General features: G+C 67.4%; 11 protein-coding genes. 5 read left to right on the top strand and 6 right to left on the bottom strand.

Features of this window, described 5'->3' with window-relative positions:
- Positions 1-104 precede the first annotated feature (104 nt).
- The 3 genes from J8M50_RS08780 to J8M50_RS08770 form a co-directional block, all read right to left on the bottom strand.
- A complete protein-coding gene (locus tag J8M50_RS08780) occupies positions 105-812 on the bottom strand; it encodes a YidC/Oxa1 family membrane protein insertase (protein ID WP_010356340.1) in 708 nt (235 codons plus the stop codon).
- A gap of 132 nt (positions 813-944) precedes the next feature.
- Positions 945-1256 carry a DUF6412 domain-containing protein gene (locus tag J8M50_RS08775; RefSeq protein ID WP_010356339.1) on the bottom strand — a complete coding sequence of 104 codons (312 nt, stop codon included), beginning with the start codon at positions 1254-1256 and terminating at the stop codon, positions 945-947.
- 194 nt (positions 1257-1450) lie between these two features.
- A complete protein-coding gene (locus J8M50_RS08770) occupies positions 1451-2236 on the bottom strand; it encodes a class E sortase (protein WP_040837349.1) in 786 nt (261 codons plus the stop codon).
- Positions 2237-2497: 261 nt separating this feature from the next.
- On the opposite strand from J8M50_RS08770, the gene J8M50_RS08765 reads away from it, so the two are divergent.
- The 5 genes from J8M50_RS08765 (at position 2498) to J8M50_RS08745 (ending at position 7916) form a co-directional block, all read left to right on the top strand.
- Positions 2498-3973: a glycoside hydrolase gene (locus tag J8M50_RS08765; RefSeq protein ID WP_010356337.1), complete on the top strand. Its 1476-nt coding sequence runs from the start codon at positions 2498-2500 to the stop codon at positions 3971-3973.
- Positions 3974-4154: 181 nt separating this feature from the next.
- Entirely contained in the window at positions 4155-5168 is a 1014-nt protein-coding gene (locus J8M50_RS08760; protein WP_010356336.1) for an SEC-C domain-containing protein, read from the top strand.
- 80 nt (positions 5169-5248) lie between these two features.
- Positions 5249-5650 (top strand): very short patch repair endonuclease, encoded by a 402-nt coding sequence (locus tag J8M50_RS08755; protein ID WP_075661590.1) that lies wholly within the window; start codon positions 5249-5251, stop codon positions 5648-5650.
- Positions 5647-6618 (top strand): DNA cytosine methyltransferase, encoded by a 972-nt coding sequence (locus J8M50_RS08750; protein ID WP_029184203.1) that lies wholly within the window; start codon positions 5647-5649, stop codon positions 6616-6618. Before J8M50_RS08755 ends, J8M50_RS08750 begins: the two co-directional genes overlap by 4 nt.
- A 98-nt stretch (positions 6619-6716) precedes the next feature.
- Positions 6717-7916, top strand: coding sequence for a DNA cytosine methyltransferase (locus J8M50_RS08745; RefSeq protein WP_078481052.1), 1200 nt, complete (start codon positions 6717-6719; stop codon positions 7914-7916).
- 13 nt (positions 7917-7929) lie between these two features.
- Here the strand turns inward: J8M50_RS08745 and J8M50_RS08740 are convergent, their stop codons facing one another.
- Genes J8M50_RS08740 through J8M50_RS08730 form a run of 3 tightly spaced genes read right to left on the bottom strand, consistent with a single transcriptional unit; the run spans position 7930 to position 11929 of the window.
- Positions 7930-8814 carry a DUF6339 family protein gene (locus tag J8M50_RS08740; RefSeq protein WP_010356332.1) on the bottom strand — a complete coding sequence of 295 codons (885 nt, stop codon included), beginning with the start codon at positions 8812-8814 and terminating at the stop codon, positions 7930-7932.
- Positions 8811-9803 carry a hypothetical protein gene (locus J8M50_RS08735; protein WP_010356331.1) on the bottom strand — a complete coding sequence of 331 codons (993 nt, stop codon included), beginning with the start codon at positions 9801-9803 and terminating at the stop codon, positions 8811-8813. Before J8M50_RS08735 ends, J8M50_RS08740 begins: the two co-directional genes overlap by 4 nt.
- A complete protein-coding gene (locus tag J8M50_RS08730) occupies positions 9800-11929 on the bottom strand; it encodes a helix-turn-helix transcriptional regulator (protein ID WP_029184202.1) in 2130 nt (709 codons plus the stop codon). The genes J8M50_RS08735 and J8M50_RS08730 overlap by 4 nt, the downstream gene beginning before the upstream one ends.
- Positions 11930-12053: the final 124 nt, after the last annotated feature.

Here is a 12053-nt window from a genome sequence, read left to right as displayed (position 1 = left end):
TCTCCGGTGACCCCAGCCATCCGATGTCTGCTCGAATCCTCCGACCTCTCCGTTCAGTCCGCAATACCCCGTTCACGTACTGGACCGATGCGGCCGGGGGTGCGTCACCTGTAGAGCAGCGTCCTCTCTGCCGTCCCCCATGCCGTGCTCGTCACGATGTACAGCGCGGCTGCCAGCGGTACGACGGCGACGCTCACCAGTGTGAAGAACGACAGGTACGGCATCATCCGGGTGACCGCGCCGAGGCCCGGCACTTCGCTGCCCGTGGCGGCCGGCGCGCTCGTGCTCATGGTGCGCCGGGTCTGCCGGTACGAGAACCACGCGACGACCGCGACGAGAGCGAAGAGGACCAGGTAGACGAGGCCCGCCGGGCCGAACAGGCCGCCGTCGCCCAGTGCATCGGTCCATCGGTTCCCCAACGGGGCGGCCAGCAGCTCGTGTTCGAGCAGGCCGTTGGTCTCGCCGCCGATCGTCGGGCGGGAGAAGAGGTGGAACAGGACGAAGAACACCGGGAGTTGGATCAGGCTCGGCAGGCAGCCCGCGAGCGGGGACACCTGTTCCTTCGCGTGCAGCTCCAGGACGGCCTTCTGGAGCCGTTCCGGGTCCTTGCCGTGCTTCTCGCGCAAGTCGGCGATCTTCGGTTGCAGCGCCGCCCGCGCCTTCTGGCCGCGCGCCGATGCCCGGGACAGGGGGTGGACGAGGAGACGTACGAGGGCCGTCAGCAGGATGATCGCGGCGGCTGCGGCGGAGGCGTGGAAGAGGGGTTCGAGCAGGGCGGCGAACCGCTCTACCAGGGACGCGAAGACGGACATGGTGAGTGAGCCCTCCGGGGGTCTCGTCGTGCCGGGAGTGGTGGGGCGGCATGACGACTCACGCGGGCAGGCGTGTCCCACTGGAGGGGGGCCGGGTTTCTTTCCCGGCCCGGCCTGTGACCTGGGGGTGCCCTACGCGGTGGTCGTCCGGAGGGCGAGCCCTGGGGCTCGGGGTCTGGAGCGGCCCGAGGCGTCGGGGTCACGTTGCGGCAGGAAGGCCGTACGGCGGGCCCGGTCCCGTATCGCTGTGCGTATGCGCGTGCCGGGTACGGGCGGTGCGCAGCGGGCGGCGAGGAGGCAGCAGAGGGCGAACGCCGAGCCGATCGCGGCGGCCACGGCGAGGGTGGTGAAGAGGGGGCCGGTGTCGAGGAGGAGGGCGCCGGCGAGGAGGACGAGGAGGGCGCCGAACGCGCGTACCGGGAACCGGCTCTGCAGTCGTTCCATCGTTCACTCCCCCTCTGTCGCTCGGGCCGGTCGAGCGGCCTGGTCGCTGTCTGTGCCCTGAAGACGAACGGGCCCGGCCGGTGGTTCCCGCGTCGGACGATCTTTTCCGCCGGTCCCGGCCGCCGTTCGGCAGGTCTCGCCGCTCGGCCCCGGCGCCCGCTCGCCTGAGTCCGCCGCCTCCTCACTCCCTTCGCTCACCCCCGCCGCTCGCTGGACACCAGCTTCCCCCACACCACCAGCCGGTACCGGGACGTGTACTCCGGGGTGCACGTGGTCAGCGTGACGTACACCCCAGGTATGTCGTACCCGTACCCGGGGTGGACGATCGAGCGGGGTACGGGTCGTAGTACTCCGGAGTCACGGGCCGAGGTCTGCGGGAGGATCCGGTCGACGGCGTACGTGTAGACGGTGGACGCGGTCTCCACCCGGACGGTGTCCCCCCGCCGGAGCCGGTCGAGGTGCCGGAAGGGCTCGCCGTGGGTGTTGCGGTGGGCGGCGAGGGCGAAGTTGCCCTGGGCGCCGGGCTGTCGGGTGCCGGGGTAGTGGCCGGCGTACCCCTTGTCGAGGACGCCCCGCTTGTCGATGCCCTCGGCGATCGGGACACGGACGCCGATACGGGGGAGGACGAGGACGGCGTACGCCTGGGAGTGTCGGGGTGTAGTACCTCCCTGCCCCGAACTCCCCTCGGCGGAACCAGAACCGGAGTCGGCGCCGGAATCGACGGAGGGGTCTTCCTCGGGAGAACTGCCCTGGGACGGCTCCTCCTCGCTCCCCCACTGCCGCTCCAGCGCCCGGACCTCGCGCTCGGCGCCCTCCCTGGCCTCCTGGTTGGTCCACCAGAGCTGGTGGACGACGAGCAGCAGTCCCAACACCCCGGCCGTGACGAGGAGTTCGGCGCCGGTCCACAGGAACCTCCGGCGCCGGGCGCGTCGTCGCAGGACGCGGTGCTGTACGACGTGCTGGACGCCGGGATTCGGCACGCGGACCACCTCCGCCACATCAGACCCCGATCCGGGGTGCAGGGACGATAAGTGATAGGGACCAAACTCTCCAGACCTACCCATTCACGGCGTCGCGTTCGTCCGGTCGAACCCTTCTTCCATCGGTTTGTGAAAGGGCTGTCGTATGTCTCGACAACACGGCACGGCACCCCTGATGCTTCCTGTCGCACCCCACAGGGCCGGTTGGACGACCGGCCCTCCCCACTACCGTCGATCGACGATGATCGAAGCGGAGTAGCCATGATCCGACGCAGGACACTGCTCGCGGCCGGCGGCGGCGCGTTCCTCGGCAGCGCGCTGGCCACCGGCACGGCCCATGCCGATGCGACGATTGCCGTCAACCCCGGCTCCACGTACGGCACTTGGGAGGGCTGGGGCACGTCCCTGGCCTGGTGGGCGAACGTCTTCGGCGCCCGGGACGACTTCGCCGACATCTTCTTCACCACCAAGTCGACGACGTACAACGGCACTTCGCTGCCCGGCCTGGGCCTGAACATCGCGCGCTACAACCTGGGCGCGTGCAGCTCGAACTCGGTGGGCGGCGAGTCGATGGTGGCCTCGGCCAACATCCCCGCGTTCAAGCAGATCGAGGGCTACTGGCAGGACTGGAACAACGAGGACCCCACCTCCTCGGCATGGAAATGGACGGCGGACGCCAAGCAGCGCGCCATGCTCCAGAAGGCGGTCTCGCGCGGCGCGACGACCGAGCTGTTCGCCAACTCCCCCATGTGGTGGATGTGTTCGAACCACAACCCGTCCGGCGCGGCCGACGGCGGCAACAACCTCACGACGTGGAACTACCGCCAGCACGCCTCGCACCTCGCGGCGGTCGCCCTCTACGCCAAGAACAACTGGGGCGTGAACTTCGCGACGGTCGACCCCTTCAACGAGCCCTCGTCGAACTGGTGGACGGCGACCGGCACGCAGGAGGGCTGCCACATCGACTCGACCGTCCAGGCGGCCGTACTCCCCTACATGCGCAGCGAGTTGGACAAGCGGGGCCTGACCGGCGTACGGATCTCGGCGAGCGACGAGACCAACTACGACACGGCGCGCAGCACTTGGAGCGCGTTCTCGTCGACGACCAAGGGGTACGTCAACCAGGTCAACGTGCACGGGTATCAGGGGTCCGGCGGCCGAAGGGACCTGCTCTACACGGACGTTGTGACGACGTCCGGCAAGAAGCTGTGGAACTCCGAGACCGGTGACAACGACGGTACCGGCATGTCCATGGCCAGCAACCTCCTCTCCGACTTCCGCTGGCTGCACCCGACGGCGTGGGTGTACTGGCAGGTCATGGACCCCTCGTCGAACTGGGCGATGATCGCGTACGACGCGGCGACGCTCACGCCCGGTGCCGTACAGACGAAGTACTACGTGATGGCCCAGTTCAGCCGGCACATCCGGCCGGGGATGACGATCCTCGACACGGGCGTGAGCTACGCGGTCGCGGCGCTCGACCGGTCGGCGAACCGGCTCGTGATCGTCGCGGCGAACACGGCGACGTCGGCGCAGACGCTGACGTTCGACCTCTCCCGGTTCACCACCGTCTCCGGGGGTTCGGGGGGTGTCGTACCGCGCTGGAGCACGCTCACGACCGGCGGCGGTGACCTCTACACGGCCCGCTCGGACATCCGCGTGTCCGGCAAGACGGTCGCGGTGCCGTTCGCGGCGAAGTCGGTGCAGACGCTGCAGATCGACGGGGTGGTCGTGTAGGGGGTACCTGAGAGCTACCCGGCGTACTCCGCGTACCGGTGACGGTCGGGGGCGCGTCGGGTGGCGGCGGGGCCGGGTATGACGTACCCAGGTATGACGTACTGCCGTGAGCCACGGTACGGACCCACCCCGGCCTGCGGATACCTCACCTTTGTCACCGGCGCGCAGTACCGTGTCGTCCATGCGCCCCGACACGCCCGCCGAGAACGTCGACCACACCGCCGAAGCCGCCCGCCTGGAACGCACCGTGGCCCTCCACCCGGAGGACGCGGAACCGCTCCTGCTGCGGGCGGCGGCCCACCTGGAACTGGCCGGCGACCGCCCCTCGGCAACCGCTCTGTACGACCGTCTGCTGGCGACCCCGGACTCCCTGGACGCCCCACACCTCACCCGCGCCCTCAAGGCGGCCAACCTCTGGGAGTACGGCCACGAGGCCGAGGCCCGCGCGATCATCGACGGCATCCGCGCGTCCGCTCCGCGCGACCCGGCGCCCTGGGTGATCGTCGCGGAGGCGCTGGAGTCCCACGACGAACTGGAGGCGGCGGAGGCGACGTTCACCGACGGCGCCCGCCTCCTCCTGACGGACGGCGCCGAACCCCCGTACTCCACGCACCCGTTGCTCTTCGGCCGCCACCGGGTACGCCGCATGCTGGGCGCGGCCCACGACGACTGGGACCAGCTCGCGGACACCCTCCACACCTCGCCGGTCTCCCTCGACGAACTCCACGACCCCAAGCGCGTATGGTCACTCGGCTCGGAGAACCCCGACGAACTGGCCGCCGAGATCTCCCGCCTCCGCGCCGAACTGGGCGCCTACCGCGAGGCGTTGTCCCGCCCGTTCCCGGTGGCGATCCTCCACTGGCCGGCCCCGGAACTGACCGAACTCCTCGCGGCGTACCCCGCCCTCTCCGCCGAATACCCGTCCCACGAAGCCCACTTGGCGACCATAGAGTCCTCCCTCCGCGAACTCTCCGCCTCCGGCACGCCCAACCTCGGCATCGTCACGGGGACGGTCCCGTCGTACGAGGCGTTCGCCGCATCGGAGAGCACGTCCCCCTCCGACCCGACGCTACTGCCGCAGTACGCGACGACGTTGGCGGCACGGGGACGCGCGGTGGCGTGGCCGCCGCAGCGGGGGGCGGAGTGCTGGTGCGGGTCGGGGAGCGCGTACGGAGAGTGTCACGGAGTGGACTGAGGTCGCCCCGCACATCGCAGCCTACGTTCCACGATCGCGAGATCCTCTTGAAACCGTCTTCATCCGCAGTCTCGGCGCGCATGAGCAGACAAGCCAGCAAGGACACGTCCGCCGAACTGGCGGTGCGTCGACTACTCCACGCTTCCGGATTGCGCTACCGCGTCGAGTACCCGGTGCCGGGCATAGCCCGACGCCGGATCGACGTGGCCTTCACATCGGTCAAGGTAGCCGTCCTGATCGACGGATGTTTCTGGCACGGCTGCCCCGAGCATGCGACACAGCCGAAGTCCAACGCGACATGGTGGCGACAGAAACTCGACCGCAACATGGAACGCGACATCGAGACCACTCAACACCTCACGGCAGAAGGTTGGAAGGTGCTGAGGTTCTGGGAGCATGAGACACCGGAGGACGTAGCCCAACGAGTCGCGAAGACGGTACGAGGTCGAAAGGCTCTGCAGGCAGGGGGAAGGAATCAATGAACGGGCTGACCTTGGTCGATGTGTGCTCGGGGGCAGGTGGTCTCGCTCTGGGATTGGAACGAGCGGGTTTCTCGCCCACGTTGCTCCTGGACGAGGATGCCGATGCCTGCCGGACCTTGCAGACCAATCGGCCCGGCTGGAATGTGCTCCAGGCGGACCTTCTCGAATTCTCCCCGGAAGATCATCCGGAAAGCTACGACGTGGACCTGTTGTCAGCAGGAACGCCACGAGTGAAATCCAGTGCCACAGCCCGTCGGATCGATTCAGGAGATGAGGAACGCCTGCTCAAAGCTGCGGTATACCTCACCCACGCGATCGGCCCTCGGGCGCTGCTCGTCGAGAACGTACCCACCCTCGCGCACTCGGACAGGTTTCGCGGCTTCCGCGACTTCGCCCATGCCGAACTGGAACATCTCGGTTACGATTTCAACTGGTTCGTCCTCGATGCCGCTGACTTCGGGGTGCCACAAGAGCGTAGGCAGGGAGTGCTGGTGGCACTCAAGAAGCAGTGGTTTCCCTACTTCCGCATTCCATCCCCCAACGTCACGGACCATGTGTCGGCAGGTCAGGCACTGGCATCTTCCATGCGATCACGGGGTTGGCTCGACGCCGACCGCTGGGCTGCCCACGCCGGAGTCGTCGCTCCGACACTGGTCGGCGGATCGAAGAAACGGGGCGGAGCCGATCTGGGACCGACCGGGACGAAAAAGAAGTGGGAGAGGCTGGGCGTGAACGCCCACTCGCTGGGCGACGCAGTCCCCGGGCCTGACTTCGTGTGGGAACCCGAGCGCGGCAGGGAAGGTATGGTCCGGCTCACGGTGGACCAGACTGCACTGCTCCAGAGCTTCCCCGAGGAGTGGGAAATCACCGGGAAGAAGACGGCCCGTTACCGACAGATCGGCCATGCGTCACCTCCGCCGGTGGGTGAAACGCTCGGCCGAGCCATCGCTCGTGCACTCCGTTCCTGAACGAAGACATTCCTGGTCAGACCAGATTTCTCGGGCCTTCGACCGATCGAACCGGACTGGCTGAACACACCGTCAGTCGCCCGATACACTTCCACCCCATGACCCGAGCACCTCATTCGGACCCAACCCAGGGTCCGCCCATCATCGCTGACCTGTTCGCGGGACCTGGCGGTCTGGACATCGCGGCCGAGGTGCTCGGGGTACCCAGCATCGGCGTGGAGTGGGAGAGGTCGACCCGCGCGACCCGTAAGGCCGCTGGTCTGCGCACCACTGGGATCGGTGACGTGGCGAAGCTGAACCCGCTGGACCCCGAGGTCCGTTCGGCCCGCGTCCTCGCTGGTGGACCTCCCTGTCAGACCTATTCCGTGGCCGGTAATCGTGAGGGACATGACCACCTCGAAGACGTGAAACTCCTGGCCCACCGCGTCGGGCGGAGCAGAACCGTCGCGGAGTTGAAGAAGGCATGGGCAGTGGTGGAGAAAACCGCTGTCGAATTGGAGTGGGCCGACGAGCGAACCGGGCTGGTCCTTCAGCCTCTGCGGTGGATCGTCGAGAAGAAGATCAAGTCCGAGCCGTACGACGCCGTGGTGCTGGAGCAGGTACCCACCGTCCTGCCCGTCTGGAAGGAATACCGCGACATCCTTCGTGCTCTCGGGTACGACGCGGGATGCCACATTCTGTACACCGAGGAGTACGGGGTTCCACAGACTCGTCGTCGCGCTGTGCTGATCGCCCGCTATCGAGGAGACGGGTCGAGCGGAAACGACCTCGACTTCCCGGAAAAGACTCATCAGCGCTACGAGGCAAGGAATCCTGCACCCTCTCAGAACCGGCTTTTCGAAGCCTCACCCAAGAAAAAGGAGAACGAAAGGGAGCCCTGGGTTTCCATGGGCACCGCACTCGGGTCGTCTCGATCCACAAAATTTGTCGTACGTTCGAATTACGGATCGGGGGGGAAACCTGAGAATCGGGGACTCCGCACGTCCGACATGCCCGCTGCCACCGTCACCGGCAAGGTCCGCCGCAACAGGGTGTTCGACCTCAAAGGCACCGACGCGCAGGGCAAACCCGAATTGGGGCCGGAACAGGATCGTTTCACGTTCACCGAGGCCGGCCTGCTACAGACCTTCCCGGCTGCGTATCCCTGGCAGGGCACCGACGTCGCGCAGCAGATCGGCAACGCGATCCCACCGCTTCTGGCTGTGCACGTCCTGTGCGCAGCGCTCGGATTGGACGACACCGCGAAGCGGAAAGCCATCACGGCACTGAAGTCCTGGCGCCCTCCCCTCTCACGGTGACGAGAGATTCGGGTCAGTCCTCCTCCGCCCTGCCCTCGCTCTCTTCCTTCCCTCGTACCGGCGTCTCGGCGAAGAGTTCCGCGAAAAGTTCGGTCAAGCGTTCCACCGCGCCCTCAGGGGTTCTCTCTTCGGCAGGTCCCTGAGGAAGCGATCGACGGCTCACGGAGGAACCCGTGGTGTCACCCTCGTCGACCCATCTCCGCACAGCTCCGGTGTCCCGCCCCACGTCCGGTGCCAGGACGTCGTACATCACTGTCGCCGCTGCGGCGTTGACGGCCTTGCCCAAGGCATTCGCATCACGACCGGTCCGTACGACCTCTCTCCCCATCAGCCGAACCAACGCCTGCGCCGTGGGCCGATGGTCGATGACGTCCAACCTCAGTACCGTGTTCAACATGTCCTGGTTCCTACAGGCCGTGACGACAGGTTGATAGTCGTCCCCGTCCCGGAACAGTTCGGCCGACCACCACAGACGAGCGAACGCCTGCTTGTGGTATGGGCCCTTGAAGTACCTGGCGTTGACCTTCTTCCTGGTTTCGTTGAAATGTCGCCAGACCACGAAGTCAGGAGCGACGCCCAGTGCCAGGTAGTTCCACAGCGCGGAGTCTGCCGCCTCCGCTCGGGTCAGGCGGAGGAGCGCGTGGAGACGGGGCGCGAGCCATGCATCCACCTGGGTCGGCTTCCCGTCCCGGTACGCATACATGGCGTCGTCGATCAGGTCCCGAAGTGCGCGCAGTCGCCGACGGGGAGTCTCGGGCAGTGCCTCCACGGCTTGGTTGAGAGCGATCACCGGAACGTTGTCCTTCCCGGACAACAAGCCCTCCGTGATGAAACGCACCGCTTCCTCGTCGGTGAGCCTCGCCATGTGCCCGGGCAGGTAGTCGGGCTTCTCCGTCATGCCTCGTCCTCACGCTTGAGCTTGTCGAGACCATGCACGGTCTCCGAGAGTGCCCTAGGCACTGCGGCTCTACGCATCGCGGCGTACTGGATGCGTGGTTGCAGTTCGGTCCAGCCCGTCGCACCCACACGACCGCGATGCACCTCACGCAAGGCGTCCTCCAGGTTCCGGTCCGGCGCGACATCGGGAAGCATCTCCCTGAGGACCTCTCCCTGCCAACCGTGCGGGAAGAGCGGTGTCCCGTCGTCCTCCATCTCCAAGTCCCCGATGGCCGAGTGGAACACGGCGATCCACACATCTGCGGCCATCTGAGCGACCATCAGTTCATTGACCAGCCCCTCGGGTCCTCGCCCCTCAGCGCCGAGAATGTCCGTCATACCTTCGAAGTCGGTGTTGATGTACACAGTCGGCAGGTTTCCTGACGCGTTCACGATCCACGGGGCATCGGTGAACTTCTGCAACCAGCGTGGCCCCTTGGTGAACCCGAGCTCCTTGACATCGAGGCTCTGCTCTCGCGTAGGAGTGTCGCTCCGCACATCGACGATCCAGTCGTCAGCCGCCTCCGCGATGATCCGTCCGGGCACGCCGTCGACGGTCGCGACCACCTGAACCGTCAGTGCTGCCCGGTCGAAGAGGTCGGCACGCAGGACCTGAAGGTCACCGCACCATTCACGGCCGCCTTCTGCCTCGGGCGCGAGGCCGGCCGTGACACGCGTGTTGGTGGTCCTGTCCGTGAGTACCGCGACAACCATCGCGTCGGACCACGGACCGGCCGGCTCGGTGACCTTCGACGGAATCGTCGCCGACACGGTCAGGGTCGCCGTTTCCCAGTCCTCCGTCTCCGCGAGGCCGAGCGCCACGACGCGCTCGACGACGGATCGGGCTCGTGCGTCGAGTTGTTCCCGAGGCTGCTCGGGTGCCTTGACGCAGACAGCGTCCACCCTCAGCGAGACCGTGCCGCTCGGGCGCCGGTACGGAAAAGCCTTCATGACAGCGATTCCCCTTCACCTGCACGGAGTTCGATGACGAGACCGCTCAGGCTCGTCCGGACCGCGTGAGTGGCGGGGTCGGTCACGCCTCGGAACGTCGCGGTCCGCGCCCCCTCTGCGAAGCTCAGGCTGCCGTCCACCACCCGACAGCCGTCCACACCCGCGAGTTCGGCCCACGCGATGGTGGGACGAGGCCCCGAACGCACATCGAACTTGGCCACCGGGACAAGCCGCCAGGACTGGCCTCCGGTGGGAATCCTGATCTCGCCGATCACCTGCCAGGCGCCGTCGTCGAGGACCCGCGCGTCCAGGTCCTCCAGCACGGGCAGTGTCGCGGCCGTGAGTCGACGCTGCTTCTTCGCCCCTCCGACCGCCAGTTTGGGAGCCAACCGCCCGCCGCCCGCCTTGGTCTTCTTCTTGGGCCGGGCCACCAGTTCCTTGATCGCCGCATTGGTGTCCCTGGTGAGGTAGTTGATCCGCCGGTAGGCCGACGGAGAGTAGGTGAGCGTCAACTCCTCGGTCTGCCCCCACTTGTTGTGCTCCGGAGGCTCGGCCGCACGCAGGAACTCCTCGGCCTCGGTGGCGAACGGGGCGTTCGGCCCTGCGGCATCACCGGTCAGCAGCACGGCCTGAAAGGGGTTGACGGACATCGACAGCCCGGGAACCGCGGTGTCTCGCACCGTCATCCGGTTTCCGCGCATCGAGACGACCCGGTTGGGCCTGCCGTCCGCGTCCTCGGCGTCCGTCACGAGGAGCACGGCGCGGTGTTCGCCCGACGACGCCCGCCCGTTGCCACGAGCCGGCAGGTTCAGAGGCACGGTGGTCGCGGTCACTTGCCCTGCCTCCGTGAGCTGCTCCACGGTCGTACCGTCGAGGAACGCCTTCAGGGCTCTGGTGCGGGAGGGCTGGGCGACCGCGGGGTCCACGCGTTCCTCCGCGAGGACGACGGCGCCGTTGCGGAAGGTGCGGACGGAAGCCTCCAGAAGAGGCGGCCTCTCGGCGCCCCCTGTCATCGCAGCCCAGAAGTTCTTGCCCAGGGCTCGGACCAGCCGGTGATGCATCCGCTGGATGCTGTCGTCGTCCTCGCCCTCGTCCCCCTCGGTCGTGGAACCGTCCGTGGCGAGACTCGCCACATCGTGGGCCCCCACGATGAGGAAGGACGTCCCCGGCTCACCGCTGTCCCGTTTCAGGTACAGGGATTCGACGGTGCCTTCGTCGGCCCACCACGAGCGGGCCACCGCGGCTCCTGGCGAATTGGGATCGGCGCGCCCGAGCCACGCCGGTCCGGCCCACGGCTTCCCGTCGACCTGACGCCACGGCAGGTCGAGGCGCCCGACGAGCCGACGCTCGGTACGACCTTCGTGCGGCTCGGACAACGTGGAGTTCATGAGAACGAGGCCCAGCCGGCTGGTGGCCCACAGTGTGGCCTTGCCCAACCCGTACGAACCGCCCGCCGAGCCACCGGACTTGTGGCTGTCGAGCTGGCGTCTCACCACCGCCGCGAAACGACCGTCCCCGTAGTCGTCCCCCGTGAGTCCGGCCGCGTTGTAGTCGTCCACCCTCAGCAGTACGAGCCGGTCGTGCTCGTACATGTCACGCAGTCCGGCGCCGATGACCCTGCCGACCTTCTGCTCCTGTGCGGCGGCGGCCTCGTAGTGCGGAAGGAGTCTGTCCCACTGGACGGCCTCCCGGAAGTTCGCCAGGGCCTCGCCCGTGAGCTCGTGCAGGGTGTAACGCACCTGCACGGGGCGACCGTCGGCGACGAGCCGCTCGTCGAGGCTGTTCTGACAGGTCTCCCTGGCCAGCACCGACACGTCGGCGTCGAAGGCGAACGCGGCGGCGTTGCCCAACTCCCGCCCGCCGTCGGCGTGTCCGGGACGGTGGTACCAGCCGACAGGAAGGCCGGCCCGCGTGTCGGTGGTGCGGGTGTGCACCGTGGCCAGATCTGTGTTCAGGGCCCGCGCGATGCGCTCGATCGTCTCAGGGCGTGGGGTGGCTCGACCGGTGATCCATGCCGAGACCGCCGCACGTGTCACGTCGACGGCCAGAGCGAGTTCGGTCTGCGTCATGTCGGCCAACGTCAACTGCCGTGCCAGCCATGGGCCGAAATCCTCGCCTGCTTCCACGGTCACCTGCTCCCGGGTTCTGCGCGGTGCGCGTTCGGACAGTGGGCCCACCATAACCCCGTCTTTGACAAAAACAGCTTGTCAAAGGTTTTTTGACAAGCTTCTCGATCGAGAGAACAGTACA

The organism is Streptomyces acidiscabies (assembly GCF_020010905.1).
GTDB classification, from domain to species: Bacteria; Actinomycetota; Actinomycetes; order Streptomycetales; family Streptomycetaceae; genus Streptomyces; species Streptomyces acidiscabies.
Note: the sequence above shows the minus strand (reverse complement) of the source record. Positions and strands in the feature narration are given on the sequence as shown.